This window comes from uncultured Treponema sp. (assembly GCF_934725225.1).
In the GTDB taxonomy this organism is placed as follows: domain Bacteria; phylum Spirochaetota; class Spirochaetia; order Treponematales; family Treponemataceae; genus Treponema_D.
Genome location: NZ_CAKVAM010000002.1, coordinates 226,943 through 248,345 on the forward strand (window position 1 = coordinate 226,943; position 21,403 = coordinate 248,345).

The 21,403-nt window shown below is 39.6% G+C and carries 22 protein-coding genes; 18 read left to right on the top strand and 4 right to left on the bottom strand.

Features of this window, described 5'->3' with window-relative positions; translation table 11 throughout:
- The first annotated feature begins 63 nt into the window (after positions 1-63).
- Positions 64-741, top strand: coding sequence for a response regulator transcription factor (locus Q0H92_RS03900; RefSeq protein WP_296012174.1), 678 nt, complete (start codon positions 64-66; stop codon positions 739-741).
- A 3-nt stretch (positions 742-744) separates the two neighbouring features.
- Here the strand turns inward: Q0H92_RS03900 and Q0H92_RS03905 are convergent, their stop codons facing one another.
- Positions 745-1,989, bottom strand: a complete 1,245-nt coding sequence (locus Q0H92_RS03905) for a hypothetical protein (protein WP_296012176.1) — start codon at positions 1,987-1,989, stop codon at positions 745-747.
- 170 nt (positions 1,990-2,159) lie between these two features.
- On the opposite strand from Q0H92_RS03905, the gene Q0H92_RS03910 reads away from it, so the two are divergent.
- Genes Q0H92_RS03910 through Q0H92_RS03925 form a run of 4 tightly spaced genes read left to right on the top strand, consistent with a single transcriptional unit; the run spans position 2,160 to position 6,968 of the window.
- Positions 2,160-4,589, top strand: a complete 2,430-nt coding sequence (locus tag Q0H92_RS03910) for a chemotaxis protein CheA (RefSeq protein ID WP_296012179.1) — start codon at positions 2,160-2,162, stop codon at positions 4,587-4,589.
- Between the two features lie 3 nt (positions 4,590-4,592).
- Positions 4,593-6,002: a CheR family methyltransferase gene (locus Q0H92_RS03915; RefSeq protein WP_296012181.1), complete on the top strand. Its 1,410-nt coding sequence runs from the start codon at positions 4,593-4,595 to the stop codon at positions 6,000-6,002.
- A gap of 33 nt (positions 6,003-6,035) precedes the next feature.
- Positions 6,036-6,518 (top strand): chemotaxis protein CheX, encoded by a 483-nt coding sequence (locus tag Q0H92_RS03920; protein ID WP_013701792.1) that lies wholly within the window; start codon positions 6,036-6,038, stop codon positions 6,516-6,518.
- A 15-nt stretch (positions 6,519-6,533) separates the two neighbouring features.
- Positions 6,534-6,968 (top strand): response regulator, encoded by a 435-nt coding sequence (locus tag Q0H92_RS03925; protein WP_013701791.1) that lies wholly within the window; start codon positions 6,534-6,536, stop codon positions 6,966-6,968.
- A gap of 84 nt (positions 6,969-7,052) precedes the next feature.
- Here Q0H92_RS03925 and Q0H92_RS03930 read toward each other — a convergent pair whose 3' ends face one another.
- Positions 7,053-7,493 carry a MarR family transcriptional regulator gene (locus Q0H92_RS03930; protein ID WP_296012183.1) on the bottom strand — a complete coding sequence of 147 codons (441 nt, stop codon included), beginning with the start codon at positions 7,491-7,493 and terminating at the stop codon, positions 7,053-7,055.
- A gap of 60 nt (positions 7,494-7,553) precedes the next feature.
- On the opposite strand from Q0H92_RS03930, the gene Q0H92_RS03935 reads away from it, so the two are divergent.
- Both Q0H92_RS03935 and Q0H92_RS03940 read left to right on the top strand, forming a co-directional pair.
- A complete protein-coding gene (locus Q0H92_RS03935) occupies positions 7,554-8,378 on the top strand; it encodes a hypothetical protein (RefSeq protein ID WP_296012185.1) in 825 nt (274 codons plus the stop codon).
- A 112-nt stretch (positions 8,379-8,490) separates the two neighbouring features.
- Positions 8,491-9,138, top strand: coding sequence for a PTS sugar transporter subunit IIA (locus tag Q0H92_RS03940; RefSeq protein ID WP_296012186.1), 648 nt, complete (start codon positions 8,491-8,493; stop codon positions 9,136-9,138).
- 30 nt (positions 9,139-9,168) lie between these two features.
- Here Q0H92_RS03940 and Q0H92_RS03945 read toward each other — a convergent pair whose 3' ends face one another.
- Positions 9,169-10,326, bottom strand: coding sequence for a hypothetical protein (locus Q0H92_RS03945; RefSeq protein ID WP_296012187.1), 1,158 nt, complete (start codon positions 10,324-10,326; stop codon positions 9,169-9,171).
- Positions 10,327-10,417: 91 nt separating this feature from the next.
- Between Q0H92_RS03945 and Q0H92_RS03950 the strand changes: the two genes are divergently transcribed.
- From Q0H92_RS03950 to ruvC, 3 genes are all read left to right on the top strand, one after another.
- On the top strand, positions 10,418-11,089 hold the full coding sequence (locus tag Q0H92_RS03950; protein ID WP_296012189.1) for a pseudouridine synthase: 672 nt from the start codon (positions 10,418-10,420) through the stop codon (positions 11,087-11,089).
- Positions 11,090-11,167: 78 nt separating this feature from the next.
- Positions 11,168-11,911: a YebC/PmpR family DNA-binding transcriptional regulator gene (locus tag Q0H92_RS03955; RefSeq protein ID WP_288567500.1), complete on the top strand. Its 744-nt coding sequence runs from the start codon at positions 11,168-11,170 to the stop codon at positions 11,909-11,911.
- An 80-nt stretch (positions 11,912-11,991) separates the two neighbouring features.
- On the top strand, positions 11,992-12,477 hold the full coding sequence (ruvC, locus tag Q0H92_RS03960; RefSeq protein WP_296012190.1) for a crossover junction endodeoxyribonuclease RuvC: 486 nt from the start codon (positions 11,992-11,994) through the stop codon (positions 12,475-12,477).
- Here the strand turns inward: ruvC and Q0H92_RS03965 are convergent.
- Positions 12,443-13,180 carry a hypothetical protein gene (locus tag Q0H92_RS03965; RefSeq protein WP_296012193.1) on the bottom strand — a complete coding sequence of 246 codons (738 nt, stop codon included), beginning with the start codon at positions 13,178-13,180 and terminating at the stop codon, positions 12,443-12,445. The two genes, ruvC and Q0H92_RS03965, sit on opposite strands and share 35 nt — an antisense overlap.
- A gap of 185 nt (positions 13,181-13,365) precedes the next feature.
- On the opposite strand from Q0H92_RS03965, the gene mraZ reads away from it, so the two are divergent.
- From mraZ to ftsZ, 8 genes are all read left to right on the top strand, one after another.
- Positions 13,366-13,809 carry a division/cell wall cluster transcriptional repressor MraZ gene (mraZ, locus tag Q0H92_RS03970; RefSeq protein WP_288567497.1) on the top strand — a complete coding sequence of 148 codons (444 nt, stop codon included), beginning with the start codon at positions 13,366-13,368 and terminating at the stop codon, positions 13,807-13,809.
- 33 nt (positions 13,810-13,842) lie between these two features.
- The gene (rsmH, locus tag Q0H92_RS03975) at positions 13,843-14,826 is read left to right on the top strand and encodes a 16S rRNA (cytosine(1402)-N(4))-methyltransferase RsmH (protein ID WP_296012195.1); all 984 of its coding nucleotides are present in this window, start codon (positions 13,843-13,845) and stop codon (positions 14,824-14,826) included.
- The gene (gene ftsL / locus Q0H92_RS03980) at positions 14,826-15,125 is read left to right on the top strand and encodes a cell division protein FtsL (protein ID WP_295797196.1); all 300 of its coding nucleotides are present in this window, start codon (positions 14,826-14,828) and stop codon (positions 15,123-15,125) included. The genes rsmH and ftsL overlap by 1 nt, the downstream gene beginning before the upstream one ends.
- Positions 15,112-16,545 (top strand): UDP-N-acetylmuramoyl-tripeptide--D-alanyl-D-alanine ligase, encoded by a 1,434-nt coding sequence (gene murF / locus Q0H92_RS03985; RefSeq protein WP_296012197.1) that lies wholly within the window; start codon positions 15,112-15,114, stop codon positions 16,543-16,545. Before ftsL ends, murF begins: the two co-directional genes overlap by 14 nt.
- Before the next feature lie 2 nt (positions 16,546-16,547).
- A complete protein-coding gene (locus tag Q0H92_RS03990) occupies positions 16,548-17,756 on the top strand; it encodes a putative peptidoglycan glycosyltransferase FtsW (RefSeq protein ID WP_296012199.1) in 1,209 nt (402 codons plus the stop codon).
- Positions 17,749-18,591, top strand: a complete 843-nt coding sequence (locus tag Q0H92_RS03995) for an FtsQ-type POTRA domain-containing protein (RefSeq protein ID WP_296012201.1) — start codon at positions 17,749-17,751, stop codon at positions 18,589-18,591. The genes Q0H92_RS03990 and Q0H92_RS03995 overlap by 8 nt, the downstream gene beginning before the upstream one ends.
- A 12-nt stretch (positions 18,592-18,603) precedes the next feature.
- Positions 18,604-19,848, top strand: coding sequence for a cell division protein FtsA (ftsA, locus tag Q0H92_RS04000; protein WP_296012204.1), 1,245 nt, complete (start codon positions 18,604-18,606; stop codon positions 19,846-19,848).
- Between the two features lie 75 nt (positions 19,849-19,923).
- The gene (gene ftsZ / locus Q0H92_RS04005) at positions 19,924-21,402 is read left to right on the top strand and encodes a cell division protein FtsZ (RefSeq protein ID WP_296012206.1); all 1,479 of its coding nucleotides are present in this window, start codon (positions 19,924-19,926) and stop codon (positions 21,400-21,402) included.
- The last annotated feature ends 1 nt before the right edge of the window (position 21,403 follow it).

Consider the following 21,403-nt stretch of genomic DNA (forward strand, 5'->3'; position numbering starts at 1 on the left):
CTAAAATCACAATTTTTATATTCGCCCTTTTGTTTCCTGAAAATTTGTCTTATAATAAATTTTATGCGAATTTTACTTGCCGATGACAATGTAAGAAATTCCCAGGCTTTGGCTGAGTTCTTGCAAAAAAATCATTTTGGAACTGACACAGTTTATACTGGAACAGAAATTATTGAATATGCCTCTTCTGAAATTTATGACGCGCTTGTTATTGAATCTGCTCTTCCAAAAATGAGCGGGCTTGAGGCGGTAAAAATTCTCCGCGAGAAAAAAAATTTTGTTCCGGTTCTTCTTATGTCCGAAAATCCTTCTGTTGACGAAATTGTTGAAGGTCTTGATTCCGGCGCGGACGATTATATTAGGCGGCCTTTTTCTTTTGAAGAATTTCTTGCAAGAATAAAAGCTCTTACAAGGCGAAAAGGTGAATTCAAGTCGAGCACAGTTTCAATAGGAAATTTTCTGCTGGATAAAAATTCGTGCGAAATTCAAAATTCCAGCGGCGAATCCATGAAAATTTCTTTAAAGGAACTTTTGATTCTTACACTTTTGTTTGAATTTTCGCATCAGATTGTAAAAAAAGAGCTTATTATAGAAAAGATTTGGGGCGGAAACAGCGCGGCGGAATATAACAACGTTGAAGTTTATATTTCTTTTATCAGAAAAAAAATGGAGCAGCTCAATGTCAACGCACGGATAAGAACTGCGCGCGGCATAGGCTACTCCTTGGAAGAAATTTCTTAGCTTTTAGAATTTTGTTTTGAATCCGATTGTAGCTGAATAGCTTTTTTCCCGGTCGCTTTTAAGATCCAGCAAGTTTACAGAAACTGAAGCGTTCAGTGTTCCGCCAAGAATTTCAATTCCTGCATAAGGCGAAATGCAAAGGCTTTTTTCTTGCTTGTCATCTCCGTCTGGATCAACCCGCGAAACTGCAAAAGTCGTGTGCGCTCCAACGGAAAGTTTTGTTGCTCCTGCATAAAGTCTGTCTGTGTGGATATTTAAATTCATTCCAAAAACATTTTCAGTTCCCGGGTATCTTCTTATTATATTTCTAAGGAAAATCATATCTTCTGCCGCTTCCGCCGGAAAAACAAATCCAGAAGTGTCAATTGAAATGTATTTGCCCTGCGCTCTTGGCTCAACAAACGCCCAGACATCTTTCATTTCTATTTTGTCTTGATCTGAATCGCTGTTACCTTTTCTTAGAATGTATTTGTTTACGCCGCCTTGAATCAAAAGTGAAGTTGTGTTTCTGTTTCCTATTAAGAAATTCAATCCGCCGTGAACCTGAAGCTCTTTGATGTACACAAGCGCGTCATTGTCTTCGCTGTTTACTTCGGAAGGAAGCGCAAGTCCCGCTGAAAAATCAATTGTTGAAATTCCGACAAGAGAAGCAAGCCGCAAGTCAAGGTTCAGAACATCGTCCTGATTTTCATCTTCCGCCGCCTTGTTCTTGTAAAGATTTATTCCCGCCGCAAAATTTCCTTCCGGGTGAAATGTGTAGCCGATTCCCTGCGCGTAAAGAGGGTAGTAGCTGGCTCCTGCAAGTCCGTGGAAACTTTCTGTAAATGAAGAGCGGATTGGCTTTATTCCGAACTGACGCTGAAGAAACAAATCCGAGCCGACAGGTTCAAAATTTCCGTAGTAAAGGCTTATGTAATGGGAAGCGTGCGCGGAATTGACTGTGTATGTCGCAGAAACTTCTTCAACTCTAAGATACGAGTTTGGAGTGTCTCCGTTCAAAGAGTCGTATTTGAAAATGTCGTTTGCCTTGGCGTAGAATTCGCCTCTTAGGAAAAGTTTTCCGCCAAAATCAATCTGGCCTGCAAAAAAAGTTTCTCCTGTAAAAGCCGGATCAAAATTTTCAGAGTCGTATTCGTTTTGAATTCCGGCAATAAATCCTGTGTATCCGTTAAAATACGGGCTTTCAAATGCAAATAAATTTAAAGCTGCTGAAATTGAAATGGCGGCTGCGCAAAGAAATCGTTTCAATTAGTCCTCCGTGCGGAAAAATTCAGTGCAAAAAAATAAAGAAAAAATCTTCCGTCCTTTGATTTTCGGAAGAATAAAAAAAAACTTAACATTTGGATTTTTTAAGATGTTCCAATAAAAAAGATTAAACTTTACTTGATTTTTTATTATATTCGATTAAAATATATTCTATGAGTGATTATCTTGATGCCAATAATGAAGAGCTTCTGAAGGATTTTTTTTCGGAAGCTGAACAGCAGGTAGAGACTCTTGAAAGCAACATTCTTGTAATAGAGAATGACCCTTCAAATCATGATGCCATAGATGAAATTTTCCGGGCGGCACATACGTTGAAAGGCGGCTCGGCTACTGTGGAAATGAATGAGCTTGCAACATTCTGCCATGATGTAGAGGATTTGCTTGATGCGCTTAGAAGCGGTCTTGTTTCAGTTTCTGAACCTATTGTAGATGTTTTATTGTCTTCTATAGATACTATAAAAGCTATGCTTGATGCAAGAAGCAATGGTTCTGTTTATCAGGAAGATATAACTCCTATTGTCCAGAAAATCAATTCATTTATACCGGCAAAAGCTCCAAAAAAGAGCGCGCACGTAAAACTTCCATCTGGAATGCTTGGCGCTGCTCCTGCTGAAAAACCAGCTGCTAGTGAGCCAAAGCCAGCGGTTCAGACTTCTAATGGAATGCCGCCTGTTCCGCCGTTATCTGATGACGAATATACGGAACTTAAAAATGCAGTTCCAGAAGGCCAGAAGCTTTGGTCTGTAAATGTTACTTTTGATGAATCAAATCCAATGAACAGCGTTGGCGGAATTCAGGTTTTTGCGGCTCTAAAGAACTGCGGAACTGTTTTAAAGACTGTTCCTGATTTTGAAGAGCTTTACGAAGATGAATTCCATCCGCAAGTTGTTTATTACGTTTCTTCTGCAAATGAAGGTTCTGCTCTTGAAGATGCGGCTTTCTTGGATGACGTAACTCTTGCAGTTGATGCTCAGCCGGTTTCAGGTGCTTCTTCTGCCGTTCCTGCTACAGAACAGACTCCTGCGCCGGAAAAAGTTCAAGCCACCGCTCCTGTTGCTGAAGAACAGCCTAAATCTGCGGAAACTCCAGCTGCTCCTGTAGAAAACAAAACTGAACCTGCGCAAAATACTGCGCAGCCTGTAAAAAAGCCAGCCGCTGGTCATGCTGTAAACCAGTCTTCAATTTTAAGAGTTGACTCAAAGCGTGTTGACAATCTTATGAATCTTGTTTCTGAAACTGTTATTACAAAAGCCGCGTTTAATCAGAATGGACTTCACATGGCGGACTTGCAGGTAAAGCTTCAGAATTTGAATCTTTCTTTCAAGGAAAAACACCGCCGTCTTATGGAATGTATGCCAAAGTATATTGAAGAACTTCAAAATGGCGTTCCGATGAAAGAAATCATGCAGAAGATGACAGAAGAATTCGGCTCTATGTCTTCTTGGTTTGATGCTTTTGAAAGTGACTTCAAGTCTTCTTCTACAAAATACCGTTCTACAACGCAGAATCTTGGACGCATTACGGGCGAGCTTCAGGAAGGCGTTATGAAAATCCGAATGGTTCCTATTGGAACTATTTTCAACAGATTTCCGCGCGTTGTCCGTGATTTGAGCCGTGATTTGGGCAGAAAAGTCAACCTTGTTATTGAAGGTGAAGATACAGAGCTTGATAAAACTGTTGTTGATGATTTGCTAGATCCAATCATGCACTGTGTACGAAATTCTGTTGACCACGGAATTGAGCCGCCAGAACAAAGAAAAGCCAGCGGAAAAGACGAGACTGGAACTTTGACTTTGCGCGCTGCAAACGAAGGCAACATGATTGTCATTGATATAATTGATGACGGAACTGGAATTGAAGTTGATAAAGTCAGAGAAAAGGCGATTAAAAAAGGTCTTATAAGTCCTAATAAAATTCTTTCAAATCAAGATGCTTATAATCTTATTTTCCTTCCGGGATTTTCTACAAGCGACAAAATCAGCAGTGTTTCTGGACGCGGCGTAGGTCTTGATGTTGTAAAGACAATGGTTGAAAAACTAAAGGGAACAATTAATGTTACAAGTGAAAGGGGAAAAGGCTCAAAATTCTCGATAAGACTTCCGCTTACGCTTGCAATTATTCAGGGACTTTTGGTTCGCGTTGGAAAAGAAGTTTACTCTATTCCAGTTGCCAATGTTATTGAAAGCCAGCGTGTAAAACTTGACACAATAAATACAATTGACAACTATGAAGTTTTGAATGTCCGCAACGAAGTTATTTCGATTCTGCGGCTTGGACGACTCTTTAATATCCGCAAGACAGACAATGATGAATATTGTTTTATTGTCATTGTTGGTTCTCAGGAAAAGAAAATCGGCGTTATGGTTGACGCTCTTATTGGCGAAGAAGATGTTGTAATAAAACCTCTTCAGGATCAGTTTACTTCTTCTCCTGGAATTGCTGGCGCGACAGTTCTTGGAGACGGTTCAGTTTCTCTTATTATTGATGTGAATCAGCTTCTTGAACTTGGAGTAAAGCAGGAACTTGATGCACAGCAAGTACGTGAAGCGGAAGCTATAAAATCAGCTGCGGCAAGAGGTTAGTGTATGGCGACAATTCAAGAAAAACTTAGTGTGCTTGCAAATACAATGGACAGGGCTGAAGGCTTGTCTTCGGAACAGCTTGCAGAAGAAAAAAACAAGATTACAGTTGTAGATTTCAAAATGGTTACTTTTTCTTTGTCTGGAAAAGATTACGCCATTGACATTATGAAGGTAAAGGAAATTGCAAAAGCCGGACATTTTACTTATGTTCCGAATGCTCTTCCTTTTGTCCGCGGTGTCTACAATTTGCGCGGCGATATTATTCCGATTATTGATTTGCGCCTTTTCTTCAACAGTGAAGTTCAGGAGCATGATGACGATTACCTTGAAAATTTGCTGATTGTTTCAGTTGGCGAGCAGACATTTGGAATTGTTGTTGACGAAATTGACAAGGTTGTTGGAATTCAGAAAAGTTCCATTCAGCCGCCGCATCCTTTGTTTGGCGACATAAACATAAAGTACATTTACGGCGTTGTTGAGTCCGAAAACAATCTTTATGTTCTTTTGGACATTGACAGAATTTTTGGCCACAGAACTCCAGAAGAAGAAAAAGAGCTTGCGGAAACTGCCCAGAATCAGGCAAAATTACGGCAGGAAGCTGAACTTGCGGAAGCTGCTTCGTCTGCTGAAAAATCTGCTCCTGAAGTTGAAAAGCCTGCTGCAAAAGAAAAGAATTCTGCTCAGGATTTGAATTTCATAGCTGATTCACTTAAAAATTTCAAGAAATTCTATGTAAGCGAAATTACAAAAGACTGGACTGAAAAAAGATATGCAGAGTGGAGCAAGGAGCGCGGCGAAGAAAAAACTCAGCTTCAAAATGAAACAGATGCGGATTTGTTCTTGAATTCTTTCTATTCAAAATGCAATGGAAACTGGTGGACAGAAGAATACGCGGATGCTGTGGAAAAAGTGCTTCCTGACAACAGCGCAAAAAATATTGTTGTTTGGAATCCGGGCTGCGGAAAAGGCTACGAGTCTTATTCTTTGGCGTGCATATTAAGAAAAAAATATCCGTCTGCAAAAATCCGAATTTACGGCCATGATATTGATTTGCTTAGCGTTTCAAATGCTCCTCTTATGACGCTTTCTGATGAAGCTAGCAACAGCTGGTATCAGCCTTATACTGTTCGGACTGTAAGCGGTGAGTATGCGTTCAACAAGGACATAAAAGATTCTATAATGTTTGAATACCATGACTGCGTAAACACAAATAATCTTCCTCCTATAGATATTGTGTTTGCGAGGGATTTGCTTGCGTTCTTGCCTGATGCTTCAAGAAATACACTTTTGTCTGAATTTAGTGAAAAAACTAAAGGCAATGGCGTTATAATTGTTGGAGATAATGAAAATATTCAGATTCCAGGCTGGAACAAAGTAAATGCGCCAGAAAATATTTCAGTATATAAGAAATAGACTATAAAATATGTTTTTTTCAGGGGGTTATTAATGAGAGTAGAGTATATTAATCCATTTGTTGAAACTTCTTACCGTGTGTTAAAAGAAGTTTTGGGCGGGGCAGAAGTAAAAAGAGGCGACTTGTATTTAAAGTCAACTGCTATGCCTGTAATGGGTGTTGCGGCTCTTGTTGGTCTTGCAGGAGATGTTGAAGGCCGTGTTCTTTTTGACATGACTTTTGAAACTGCATTGAACATTGCTTCCAAGATGAATGAGGAAAAATTGCCGGCTTTTGATGACTTGGCAAAGGCTACTATCAGCGAGCTTGCAAATTTGATTACGGCGCAGTCTGTTACAAAATTGCACGACCTTGGTTTTAAATTTGACCTTACACCTCCTGCCTTGTTTGCAGGTGAAAAAATGGAAATAGCGGCATTGGGCGGAACAACAGACAATGTAGAGGCTCTTATTGTTCCTCTTATTACTGACTATGGCAAAATTGAAGTTAACGTCGCAATTCGCGAGCGCACATAATATAAGGAGTTTAGAATGAAAACAAAACAGGATTTTCCATCTATTAATGAGCGTCCGCCTGAAGGTGAAAAACTTGACGGCACAAAGTACCGCGTGCTAGTTGTAGACGATTCTATGTTTGTTGCAAAACAGCTCACTCAGATTCTTTCTAGTGATGGTTATGAAATCGTTGCTACAGCTCAGGACGGAAAAGAGGGCGTTGACAAATATAAAGAGCTTTGTCCGAATGTTGACTTGGTGACAATGGATATAACAATGCCTCGCATGGACGGAATTACAGCTCTTGAGCAGATTATTGCCTTTGACAAAAATGCTAAGGTTGTAATGGTCAGTGCGCTTGGAAAAGAAGAACTTGTAAAAAAATCTCTTCTTAGCGGCGCAAAAAACTATATCGTCAAGCCTTTGGACCGCAAAAAAGTTTTGGAACGCATAAGCGCGGCTTTAAAATAGAACTTTTAAATTTTTAGATAGAAAAGGCTTCTTTAATTTTAAAGAAGCCTTTTTGTGTTGTATTTTTTTATAAAAATGCTTTTGTTACGTTTTGGCTTCTTCTGTTTCTAGGTTCAGGCTCATTTTTTCCAGAAGATTTAAAAGCGTTTCTTTTTCTTCCGCGGAAAAATTTTTATAGCAAATTGAAAGCAGTTTGTTCGAAATTTCGCTTGTAAAGTTGTTGTATTTTTTTCCTTCAGCGGTTAGTGAAATTATTTTTTTCCGGCTGTCCTTGCTGCTTTGTTCGCATTTTACAAGTTTTTCGTCTATTAATTTTCTGATTAAAAATGTTGTGGTGCTTTTGTCTCTGTTTATTTTTTTTGCAATTTCGCCCATGGACATTTCCGCGTTTTCAGACAAAAGAAAAAGTATAAATCCGTGGGAAGAAACAAAATTATGGCTTGAAAGTATTTTGTTTGTAAATTCTGCGGTCTGCGTGTGGATTCTTGAGATAAGCGAAATTACAGAATTGACGTTGTATTCCATATTTTTTTAATTTTATCATCAGCGTTGCAAATTGTCAGCAATTATATTACTATTTTTTCCATGTTTGGATTTTTCTTTAAAAAGAATTTATGCGATGTCTGGGACAACCTTTTTTATGTTGTTGTCTGCAATTTTTTTTCACTAATTGCGCTTTTTGTTTCCTACTTGATTTTTATGTTTGCCTATAGCTCGCCTTTTTCTGGTGAAATCAGGGCTGTTTTAATTTTTGCTTCGGTTATGATTGACAGCATTTTGATTTGTTCCGTGGGATTTGCCGCTGGAAAAAATGCCGCTAAAATTGCAAATTTTGATGCTCCAAGATACAGCGAATTTTTCAAGGAATTTTTGGCTTCATTTAAAAGCGGCGCGTTGTTCGGACTTTTTGCCGGCGCATTGATTTGCATTGCGGCTGTGAGTTTGCCGTTCTATTTTAAAATGTGGAAATCAAGCGGAAGCTATGTTTGGTTTGTTTTTATGGTTTTGATATTTTGGTTTTTAGTCACAACTTTCTTTGCGCTCCAGTGGTTTTTGCCTGTAAGAAGCCTTATGAACAACGGATTTAAAAAGTGCCTCAAAAAATCATACATAATTTTCTTTGACAATATCGGATTTACATTTGCGCTTTCTTTTGTCAACTTTCTGAATCTTTTGCTCACTGTTTTTACTTTTGGGCTTTATCCGGGAATGACTGGGATCGTAATCACAAATACAAATGCGCTCAGACTTCTTCTTTATAAATACGACTGGATTGAAGTAAATCCGGGACTTTCTGCAAAGGAACGCAAGACTGTGCCTTGGAACGATTTGCTTGCTAAAGACAGGAAGCTTTTGGGACCAAGAACATTAAAAGGTTTCTTTTTTCCATGGAAAGAAAATAAAGCCTAAATTTTTACATTGTTGTTTTGCTTCTGCGAATATTGACAAAAAAGCGTAAAGATTGCAAAATAGCGAAATATATACAATGTTGAAATTTAATAAAAATAAGAGGCCATAATCTATGGAAGATGATATTCTTACAATTGAAGAAGTTGCAAAATATCTTCGTGTAAGCGAGCGTACTGTATATGACTGGGCTCAAAAAGGCGAAATTCCAAGCGGAAAAATTGGAACTGTCTGGAGATTTAAAAAATCCGAAATTGAAAAATGGGTAAACGAGCGGCTTTCTTCTGGCGGAAAGTCAAATGATTCTGAAATTGTTGTTCAGGTAAAAAATATACTTTCTCCAGAGCGGATTGTTTTTATGAATCATCAGACAAAGCATGATTCACTTGTCCGCCTTGCGCAGAATCTTGCCACAGCTCCTCAGGTAAAAGATGCAAAGGAACTTGAATCTGAAATTTTAAAGCGTGAGGAACTTATGTCAACTTCTATTGGCAGAGGTCTTGCGATTCCTCATGTGCGGCTTTCAAGTGTTACTGACCTTGTTATGTCCGTAGGAATTTCAAAATGCGATATAATTGGTTTTCAGCCTGTTGACGAAATTCCTGTAAGAATTCTTTTTATGATTGCGGCGGCGTACAATCAGCACAGCTATTATTTAAAGACACTTTCATTCTTTAGCGCAAAACTAAAGGACGCATCTTTGAGAGAGGCTCTTCTTAATTCTGAATCTCCGATGGATGCTTACAATCTTCTCATAAAATAAAACCGCATTGCTTCCTTGCGCTTAAAATGCTCATGGAAGCATTACGGGAATCCATTTTGAAAAATCGCTTTGGTTTTTGTCAATAATTCCCCAAGTTAATCCCGGTACTGTTGTTTCGCCTGTGAGATAAGTTTTGCCTTCAACTGTAAAACCGAATCCCGGGTGGGACGAAACAAGTCCTGCAACCGCGTGATGAAATTCGCTGCTTACAAAAATTATCGAGTCTATGTTCATGCTTTGAAGAATCACGGCAATCAGCATGGCTCTTGAATCGCAGTCGCTTCCACCGCCGGAAATTATAGACGGAAGTGAAGCAAAGTCGCTTGCAGTTTTTTCCCTTTCATATTTGAATCCTTGAGTCCATGATAAAATTTTTTGTGCAAAATCAGTTTCGTCCTTGCAGTCAGGCGCAAGAGTTCCGTAGATGTCAAAAGAAACTTTTTGAAGCCGCTTGCACGAATCTTTAAAAATCATTCTGTAGTAACGTTGCCATGCTTCTTTCCAAAGCGGACTGTTCATGTACATTTGAAGTACTTTGTATTCGCGCTCAATAAGATATTCTGAATTTTTGCAGTCAAGTGAATCGATTTGCGTTGAAATTTCTTTTTTGTCTATAAGAAGATTTAGCGTTTGCTCTTTGCCGGAAGTCGGATGATATAGCGATGTAAAAAGTCCCGGAGAAAAACAGCTTTCTGAGTCAATGCAAAGCGAGTCGATAAAACTTTCAATAAGAAAATTTACATTGTTGAAATTTTCCGCGCCGCACCAAGAAATTAGAACGGCAATGCTTTTGTTTTCTGGAATTACGGAAGCCGCCGCGTAGCCTTGAGATTCTGCGCCAGAAATTTTTCCTTTGAATGCCGCGATGCAAGCTTCATTGTTTCTCCATTGCGCATTTTTTGTTTCAAGAGTTTTAAGGTTGAGTTTTTGGATTGTGCTTTCCAATGCTTCTTTTGCGGAAACGAATTTTTCTTTTTTGTAAATTTTAACTATGGAATTTATCGGCGCAATTTTGCTTTGCAGAAGAAATGAATCTTCGCCTTGAGACTGAACGAGCGCAAATTCTTCCGGCAAGTCAATAAAAACTGAATTTGAAAATCCTTCAAACGAAACTCTGTGCGCAAAAATTTCTATTGAAATAAAAAAAAGAAATGCAACGGCGAAAGTTTTTTTTGCGATGCTTGTCATTTTTATAAACCTCAATTAATATGGAACTCAAAATGTTGAGCTGGTTTCAAAAGTTTTTGTTTTGAAACTCTTTGTATTTTATTTTCGGCAAATGAAAACTTTTTCTATAATTTTTGAAAATGAAGAAATTCTTCTTGTGAATAAGGAAGCTGGCGTTTCGGTTCAGGGAGGTTCTGGCATTGCGCATCCTCTTGACGCGGAACTTTCCCTTCAGCTTGGCTACAAAATTTTTCTTGTTCACCGTTTGGATAAAGAAACTTCCGGCATTCTTGCTGTTGCAAAAAATGCGCAGGCTGCTGCAAACTGGACGAACTTGATTTCAGGCGGAAAAGTAAAAAAAGAATACGTCGCGGTTTGCTTTGGAATTCCAATTGTCAACGGAAAAAAATGTTATTCTGGCGTTTTGGAAGGAACAGTTGAAGCCCACGGAAGAACTCAGACGGCAAAAACTTTTTTTAAAGTTGAATCAGTTTGGAATGTAAAAATTCCAGAAACGGACGAAGTTCTGGAACTTAGTTTTTTGAAACTCACCTTGGGAACTGGCCGTATGCATCAGATAAGAATTCAGCTTGCGAAAGCTTCTTGTCCGATTGCAGGAGACGACAAGCATGGAGATTTTAAAAAAAATAAACTTGCAAGAAAAATCGGAATAAAAAAGCTTCATCTTGCGTCTGTAAAACTTTCCTTGCCTGTTGATGGAAAAATTCAGACTTTTGAAATTCCGCTCCCAGAGCATATAAAAAATACGTTGAACTGCCAATGACAGGTTTCGTTATTGACGTATTTATTTGTTTTATGGTATTATATTATACTTATTCGTTATTATTTATAGGAGTTCCGTATGTCAGGACACAGTAAATGGTCAACCATTAAACACGCAAAAGGTATTGCTGATGCAAAACGTGGAGCGCTTTTCACAAAATTCATAAAGGAAATTTCTATCGCAGCAAAAATGGGTGGAGGAGATCCTGATTCTAACCCTCGCCTTAGAACTGCTATGCTCAAGGCAAAAGCTGCTTCTATGCCAAAAGACAATATTGAGCGCGCTATAAAGAAAGGAACTGGTGAACTTGGCGCAGTTTCTTATGAAGAGCTTGTTTACGAAGGATATGCTCCGGGCGGAGTTGCAGTTCTCGTAGATGTTCTTACAGACAACAAGAATCGTGCCGCTGCTGATGTTCGCAATATTTTCAATAAAAACGGCGGAAATCTTGGAACAACAGGTTCTACAAGCCGTATGTTTGAGCGCAAAGGCGTTATCGAATACGATGCAGAAAAAGTAAGCGAAGATGATGTTATGAGCGTTGCTGTTGAAGCTGGCGCAGAAGATGTTGTAAATGAAGATGGAGTTATCACTGTAACAACAGATCCTGCTTCATTTGACGCAGTTCTTGAAGCTCTTCAGGCTAAAGAATGGGAAACACTTTCTGCCGCTGTTTCTATGGTTCCGTTTAACTATACAGCGGTTGACGCGGAAACTGCAAAGAAAGTTCAGAAACTTTTGGACAAACTTGAAGAAAATGATGATGTTCAGAACGTTTATTCAACTGTTGAATATCCAGAAGACTTCGATCCAGAAGCTTAAGTTTTGACTTTTTAGTTTTTGTGCAGGCATTTGGCGCGGAATTTTGTTTCGTCCAAGTGTCTTGTTTTTTTTTCAGCATAATGAAAAAACGCCGGATTATAGGCATAGATCCCGGGCTTGCGCATACTGGCTTCGGGATTGTTGACTGTGAAAATTCCAGAATTTCTCTTGTGAGCTACGGAGTTATAGAAACTTCAAGCAGTGATTCGCATGAAGTCCGCTTGCTTTGCATTTACAATAAACTTCTGGCGATTTTGAATGAATTTCGTCCTACAGAAGCTGAAATGGAAACTTTGTTTTTTGCCCGCAATACGACTAGTGCGCTTGCAGTGGCGGAAGCAAAAGGCGTTGTGAGCTTGTGCCTTGTTCAGCAGGCGATTCCAATTTTTATGTATGCTCCGAATCAGATAAAATGCGCGGTAACAGGAACAAAAAGCGCGGATAAAGATACTGTTGCCCGGTATGTTCAACTTTTGTTGAATTTGAAACAGCCGCCTCGTCCAGACCATGCCGCGGACGCTCTTGCTGGAGCTATAACGCATTTTCACAGCACTTTGTCTGCATAGAATAAATTTTTGCGTTTCCTTTTTTTCCGACTGTATTTATAATTTCTATTTTTGAAAGAACCCAAAGCATAAGGTTTGCGTCGCTTCTTTTTACAAGCGGAACATTTTTCTTTAAAAGCTCAAAAAATTCTTTTGAAGTAAATGTGTCCGGAAGATTTTTTGGAAGCAGTTTTTTGTAAGATGATTTTCCGTGGAGAGTAAAAATTTTTCCTGTCTGCTCAAGTCGCTTTCCAGTTTTTTGCCAGTCTTTTTTGAACCTTCGCCTTTTGTTTTTTGACTGAGCCGGCTCTTCTGTTTTTGCGCGCTCTTCAGTTATTTCAGCTTCGATTATTTCCAGCGTGAAATTTTTTTCGAGTAGAACGGGAACGAGAGATGTTATTTCCTTGAAAACTGAATATATGTTCTTTTTTAAAGGGCTTTTTCGCCTTGTGATTTTTCCTGTGGCGGCGTCTTTTGTTTCTATGTATTTTACGGTTGCAAGCGGATAGACGATTTTTATTTTTCGCTTTTCGGATAAAAAGAATTCTGTTTTTTTGAGCAGTTTTCCAAGCGTTCCTGTCTGAATTTCTATGATTCCGCCGTCAGGACAAAGAATGTCTGCAATGTACGCGCCGACTTTTACTTCCGATTTTCCGTCGCACTGGATTCTGTAAATGGCTTTTAGCGACTTGTGAAGGCTTGTTTCGTTCAGTGTGTTTATCATTTTCTTGCAGCCTGCGGATTTTTAGCAGATATGAAAAAGATTCTCAACTATACAGTTTTAAAGTCCGTCTGAATTTTCAGCTGTAAAAATCAGTCTATCGGAGAGTTTTTGCATTGACATTACGTTTTTTTTTGATAAAATATTTAATAAGTGGGAAATAGTGGGGTAAAGTGGTGGATAGTGGCATGGAAATGCTTTTTGGCGAGTACAACAACACGCTGGATGACAAAGGAAGGATTCAGTTTCCGGCGAAGTTGCGCTCTGTTTTGCAGCAGGAAAGTCTTGTTGTAACTCAGGGGCTCGACCGCTGTCTTATGATTTTCTCCATTGATGAATGGACTTCTCTTAATAAAAAAATTGTGGACTCGGCGTCTTTGTTCAATGACCAGAAACGCCTTGTTATGCGACGTTTTATTGCGCCTGCACAAAAATTGGACTTTGATAAATCCGGCCGTCTTTCTATTCCCCAGACGCTTAGAGATTACGCGGGACTTAAAGGTGAATGTACAATTCTTGGAATCAACAAGTATATGGAGCTTTGGGATTCTGAAAAGTACAGAGCTTATCTTGAGGAAACTGAAGCTTCGTTCCTTAAGGCTGCGGAAACTATGGGCGATATTTTGATGTGAGTTTTGCCTCTCAAAAAATCAGGCTGGAAAAAAGTGGAAATTGTTCATACTCCTGTATTGCTAAATGAATGTCTCAAATTTCTTTCTCCAATGGGCGAGCCGTTTGAAAATGACGCTTTTATGATTGATTCTACTTTGGGGGAAGGCGGACATTCGTTTAATTTTTTAAAGAAATTTCCAACTTTAAAAATTCTTGGACTTGATGCTGACAGCGTTATTCAGGCTAGGGCGAAAGAACGTCTTGCAGAATTCGGGGAGCGGATGAGGTTTTATAACGGCTGGTTCAATGATTTTTACTGCAATTATTCTGAAGAAAGAAAGCCCGACTTGATTTTGTTTGATTTGGGAATCAGCGTTTTTCATTATGAAAAAAGCGGAAGAGGATTTTCGTTTCGGCATGATGAAGAGCTTGACATGAGACTGAATCCGAACACAAAAGAAAGCGCCGCCGACATCGTCAATGAAATGCCGGAAGACGAGCTTGCAAATATGATTTATCTTTATTCAGATGAAAAATATTCAAGGCGAATTGCAAGCGCGATTGTTTCCGCAAGAAAGTCTCAGAAAATTGTTTCAACAAAAGCTTTGGCTGATATAATTTTCAATGCCGTTCCTTCAAAATATAAATACGGAAATATTCATCCTGCGACAAGAACTTTTCAGGCTTTGAGAATTCTTGTCAACAGTGAGCTTAAAAGGCTGCCGCAAGCAATCCACGCTGCGTTCAATGTTCTTGCTCCGGGCGGAAAAATGGGCGTTATAACATTTCATTCGCTTGAAGACAGAATTGTAAAAAATTATTTTCGCAATCTTGGAAAGCAATGTGTTTGTCCTCCTGAATTTCCTGAATGCGTTTGCGGCGGAACTCCATGCGCGGAAATTTTAACAAGAAAACCGGTCGAGCCTTCCGAAGAAGAAATCAAAACAAATTCGCCTTCCAGAAGCGCAAAACTTCGTGTTGTTCGAAAACTTCGGGACGCAGACAAGCTTCGGCTTTATGGAGTGGAGGCTTTGTGATGAAAATAAAAAGTTTGCTGAAAAATTTTTGCCTTGTTATATTCGCTTTGGGAATTCCTGGACTTTTGATTTTAAATGGAATTCAGTCAAGTAAATACCGCGAGCTAAAAAAAGAAGTTTCGGAGCTTGAAAAAAAACAGGAAAAACTTATAGAGGAAAATAAAAAACTTATAACGGATATAAGCGTGCTTTCAAGTTCAGACAGAATTGAAACTATTGCAGAAAATGATTTGGGCATGAGAAAAGCTGAAACTGAAGAAATTGTGCGTGTGGAGATGAGAAAAAATGAACGAAAATGATTCGCTTTTGTCGCTGGAAGAAATACTTGAAGCCGTTAATGGCGTGCATGTTCTTGGAAACGGTTCGCTTTGCATAAAGTCCGTTCAGACAGACAGCCGCTTGGTTGAAAAAAATACTCTTTTTGTTCCGCTCATTGGTGAAAATCAGGACGGACATTCTTACATTCCGCAGGCGATTAAAAAAGGTGCAAGCGCAGTTTTTATCCGCATGAAAAATTTTGAAGACAACGGAAATTATTTTGTTGAGCTTCATGAAAAAAATCCTTCTGTAATTTTTATCGCTGTGGAAAATACTCTTGAAGCTTTGCAGAAAGCCGCTGCCCGTTATGTTGAAAAATTTCCGCATCTTATAAAAATCGGCGTTACAGGCTCAAGCGGAAAAACCACAACAAAAGAAATTTTAGTTTCAATACTTTCGCAAAAATACAAAGTCATTTCAAACAAAGGAAATTTAAATAGCGAGACCGGACTTCCGCTTTCCGTGTTCAACATAAGAGCCGAGCATGAGTGCGGCGTTTTTGAAATGGGCATGAACCGTGAAAATGAAATCGGAGAAATTGCTTCTGTGTTGAAGCCGCGTTTTGCTGTTGTAACAAATATTGGCACAGCGCACATTGGAATTCTTGGAAGCCGTGAAAATATTGCAAAGGAGAAGGCAAAAATTTTCAGTTACTTCGGCGGATTTGGAACTGGCGTAATTCCGGCTGACGATGATTTTTCAGATTTTCTAAAAAATGAAATTGATGGAAAAGTTGTGTTCTACGGAAACGACACTGATTCTGTAAAATACATTTGCGACTTGGGATTGAAAGGAACAAAATTCAGCATAGACGGAATTGAAACGATTTTGCCGCTTCCCGGAAAATACAACTACAAAAATGCGTTGGGTGCGATTGCTCTTGCTCAAGTGATTGGTCTTTCTTCACGGCAAATTTCAGATGGAATTTCCAGCTTAAAGCCATTGTCCGGCCGCTCTGAAATTCTTGACGGAAAAAATTTTTTTATTATGCAGGACTGCTACAATGCGAATCCTGATTCAATGGAAAAAGCGATTGAATTTGTCAGCTCTGTAAAAAAAGAAGCGAACGCAAAAAAAATTTTTGTTCTTGGCGATATGCTTGAGCTTGGCTCTGATTCAAAATCTGCGCATGAAAAAACTGGGCTTCTTGCTGCAAACTCTGACGCCGACCTTGTGATTTTTATTGGAACAGAAATGAAATCCGCTTTTGAAAAGGCAAAAAATTCTTCTGAAAAAAATATTATTTTCATTGCAGGAAATTCTCAAGATTCAATGAAGAAGGCTACTTCGGAAATTAAAAAAGTTTTGCACGGAAGTTTAAATTCAATTATATTTATAAAAGGTTCCAGAGGAATGGGACTTGAGCGGATTTCAAAAATTTTGCTTGGCGGAGACGAGTGATTATGGGAGAATACAGATTTTTTCCTGACCGTCCTGTGTCGAACTATAGAAAAAGCGATTCTGTTTTTATTGTCTGCACTTTGCTTTTGTGGGGACTTGGAATTTTTACGCTTTACGTTTGTTCTCCCGGAGTTGGCGAGCGGTTCTTCGGAAATAAAAATTATTTTTTAAATAGGCAAATTGTTTCTTCTGTTGTAGGTTTTGCCGGATTGATTTTTTTTGCAGTTGTTCCAGTAAAGAAAATCCGGAAATTTGTTTTTATGTTTGCCGTTGTCTCTTTTGTTCTTTGCATTCTTGCGTTTCTTCCTGGAATTGGAAGCGAAAGAAAAGGCGCTTCAAGATGGATTGTGATTCCGCATTTATTTTCTTTTCAGCCGTCGGAACTTGTGAAGTTCGCAATTGTGATGTATTTGGCGCACATGTTTGATGCGCATTCTTCTGAATACGAGGAAAGCTCCAAGGAATTTATTTATCCGGTTGCGGCTCTTTTACTTTTTGTTGTTGTGATTTTTTGCCAGAGAAATTTGTCCACTGGAATTTTTGTTTTTGCACTTGGCGTGGCAATGTTTATTTTGTCCGGCGCATCTTTAAAGTGGCTTATTCCGTTTTCTATTCTTGCGATTCCAGCCGCAGTGATTTTGGTTTCCATGGAAGAATACCGTTTGATGAGAATTCTTGCGTATCTTTTTCCTGAAAAATTCAGGCTTACGGCGGGCTATCAAACTTCTGCATCTGAGAGGGCGATTGGCGCAGGAGGAATTTGGGGAACTGGAATCGGCGACGGACTTGAAAAAATTTCTGCGATTCCAGAAATTCAGACTGACTATATTTTTGCAGGCTGGGCTACAATGATGGGACTTTTTGGCGTAACATCTTATTTTATTTTGCTTATAGTTTTTGCCTGCCGCGGATTTAAAATCGCTCTTAACTGCCCGGATCGTTTTGCGGCTTACGGCTCATTCGGTTGCACGCTTTGCATTTTTTGCCAGTCGGTTTTTAACTGCGCCGTTGTCTGCGGAGCTTCTCCTACAACTGGAATTCCTTTGCCGTTTTTTTCTTCAGGTGGCTCGTCCCTTATAATAACGCTTTGCATGTGCGGATTTATTATAAACGCTTCCCACTGCGATGCCGATAAAGAATCAGGGCAAACTTTGAAAAATAAATTTGATAACATTGAAACAATCGGGGGAGTTGTAGTTGAATATGAGTGATGCGGCGATTTCTGATTTTGACGAATTTTTTGGTTCTTTTGAAGCTGTAAAAACTTCTGAAAAGGCAGACCAGAAAGCAAGTGAAAAAAAATATATTGTTCTCAAAATTGTTGTTTTTGTGCTTGGATTTTTTCTTTTTGTTGAAGGAATTATCTATGCTTTTGTTCTTCCGTGTTTTGGACATCCGGCTATAATTTATTCAGGCTTGGATTCTTTTGCGCGGAAAGATATTGCTGAACGGCTTGCGCCTCTTTCAAATTCATCTTGGACAGGATTCGACACAGACCGCGCGGCTTCAATTTTGAGCAATGTTTCTTATATTGAAAGAGTTTCCGTTGACAAACGTTTTCCAGATAAAATTTTTATTTCAGTAAAAGAAAGAGTTCCTGTTGCAAAAACTATTCTTTCTGTAAATGGCGTGTCAAAGTCTGTTCAAATTGACGAAAATTGTGTACTATTCAGCATACAGTCAGATTCCATTTTGCAGGACAGTTCTGTTCCTCTTATTTCAGGACTTCCTATTGAAAATCTTCAGGAAGGAATGAGACTTCCGGCAAAGTACCGTGTGCTTATGGAGCAGATTTCAGCGATAAGAAGTTTGCCTCAGAAATATTTTGCCGCGATTTCAGAAATTCAGGTTGTGCCTAAAGAGTATGGAAACTACGAGCTTGTTCTTTATCCTACGCAGGCAAAGGTTAGAGTTCTTACCGACCGCTCTTTGACTGAAGACGCGCTGAAGTACATGATGGTTGTTCTTGACGTTGTAAATTCTATAGAACCGGATGTTGTGGAAGTCGATTTGCGATACGATTCACTTTCATACAGATGCCGTTGAGTGAGGAATATTTTGGCTCGGACGATTGTTGGTCTTGACATTGGCACTTGCTGGATCAGGACAGTTATTGCAGAAATAAATGCAAATGACGAAATTGAAATAATAGGAATTTCAAAAAGGCCGACTCAGGGAGTTAGAAACGGAATAATCGTCAATATTGATGCAACAAAAAATGTAATAAAAGAAACAATTGAAGCTGCCGAAATCAGCGCGGGAACAACAGTTGTCGAAGTTTATACTTCAATCGGCGGTTCGCAGGTTACAAGCCTTCCTTCTACTGGCGTTGTCGGCGCAGATCCTAAAGGCGGAAACCGTGAAGTTGAAATCAAAATGGAAGCAAAAAACCGTGCGTTGGATTGCGCCCAGGCTGTTTCAATTCCGCTGAATGAAATTCTTCTTCACATTCTTCCGCAGGAATATCTTGTTGACGGACGCGAATATGCGAATCCGATTGGAATAAAAGGCGTGCGTCTTGAAGTGAAAACTTTGCTTTTAAAAGTTTCAACTTCGGCCTATGCGAATATAAATGAATGTATTATGCGCGCCGAATATCAGCTTAGAAGAATCACGCTTAAAACTTTGGCGGCTGCCTATGCGACTTTGCGTGAAGACGAGCGCGACCTTGGCTCTATTCTGATTGACTTGGGCGGCGGCTCTACGGATGTAATTGTTTTGAACAAAGATGCGCCGGTTTTTACAACTTCAATTCCGGCTGGCGGAAACCGTGTTACAAATGATATTTCTGAAGTAATGGGCGTTCCTTTTTCTGTTGCTGAAGAATTGAAGATAAAGTACGGAACTTGCTGGCTTAACGAAGGTGAAGAAAATGAGGAAGTTATAATTCCTGGCGTTGGAGGACTTCCGCCTGAGCTTACAAATAAAGCTGCTTTAAGTGAAATCATAACGGCGCGTGTTGAAGAAATTCTTGTTTCTGCAAAAAAAGAAGTTGTCAGACGTTCTGGACTTACGGAACTTCGTGGAACAATTGTTCTTACTGGCGGCGGCGCTCTTATGCCTGGCATTGAAACTCTTGCGCAGGAAGTTTGGAAGACTACGGCTGTTAGAATCGGTTGTTGCGCGGATTTTGGCGGAACTGATGATTCTTACAGAAATGCAGATTTTGCAACTGCTGTGGGACTTGTTCTTGCAAATAAAAATGATGATTCTTCTGCGGCGGTTTCCCGCAAAGTTTCAAAAAAACAAAAGCCGGATTCAAAGTCCAGCTGGTTTAAAAACTTGTTAAAAAAGATAAACTGATAAACAAAATATTTTTGGATGCGCTCTGTTTTTAATGGGGATTAAGAAGCAGAATGCGCGGGTCGGGAGGAAAATATGGAATTTACAAATGTTGAAGATACGTCTTCTCAAAAAATGAATGCGCCGCTGAATGGTTCAGTTTTGCAGCCGGTTGCAAATGACGAGCCGTTGAATTTTGATGACGAGCTTGGCGATATAAATCCTACTGTTATAAAAATTATTGGCTGCGGCGGCGGTGGCTCCAGTGCGGTTCAACGCATGATTGAAGACGGAGTTTCCGGCGTTCAGTTTATTGTTTTAAATACAGACAAACAGGCTTTGCACAAATCAACTGCGCAGCTAAGAGTTCCGATTGGTCAGAAAATAACTGGCGGACTTGGCGCGGGCGGAAATCCTGCTGTTGGCGAAAATGCCGCAAAAGAAGATGCCGAGCGTATTTCAAGAATTATTTCCGGCGCAAACATGGTTATCATAACTGCCGGAATGGGCGGAGGAACTGGAACTGGTTCTGCGCCTGTTGTTGCGGAGCTTTCCCACAACGCTGGAATTCTTACGATTGCCGTTGTTACAACTCCTTTCGAATTTGAAGGAAAAGTCCGCATGGACAATGCTTTGGAAGGACTTGAAAAACTCCGGCAGAATGTAGACAGCCTGATTGTTCTTCCAAATGATTTGATTTTTAAAGCCGTTGAAAATGTTGACCACCGCATGACTTTTAGAGAGCAGTTCAAATTTGCGGACGGACTTTTGTGCGCCGGCGTAAAGGGAATTACAGAATTAATTACTCAGCCTGGCGACATAAATCTTGATTTTGCCGATGTAAGAAAAATAATGTACGGTTCAGGAGACTCAATTCTTGGCGTTGGAAAAGGCAAAGGCGAAAACAGAGTCAACGAAGCTGTTGAAGGCGCGATTGCAAATCCGCTTCTTGAAAACCGCCAGATTGACGGCGCAAGAAAAATTCTCATTAACATAACAAGCAATGGAAATTTGGATTTGGAAGAAACGCAGGATATTGTGAATTTAATCAAGCATTCGGCAAGCAAAGAGGCGGAAATAATTTTTGGACTTTCGGAAAATTCCGCAATGGAAGACGACGAAGTTTCCGTTACTGTAATTGCAACCGATTTTAGCGGCAATGACGACTTTGCGACTTCTGTTCCTTTGGAAGAAGATGAAAAGGACGATTCTGTTGCCGACTATGGCGAGTTCATCCGTGCCTTGGGCGGAAAAACTGAATCCGACTCAAAGCCAGCAAAGCCTTCAGAGCATTTTAGTTCCATAGATTTTAAGAATTCTTCAGTTGAAAATTCTGCGCCAAAAGAAAATGACGAAACTTCATTTGCTCCGGCGGAATCTCTTGGCGAGCGTGAAACTGTTTCGCTTGTTGAAAATCAGCTTGAAGAAAAAAATTCTACAGAAGAAAAAAGACCGTTTTCCGGGCACAAACTTCCGGCGGGAATAAAAATTGATCCGAATGACATAAATCAGCCGGCAATTTATAGAAAACGCCTGAACGGACTTTCGCGCTCCATAGATTTGACGCAGCTTTAAT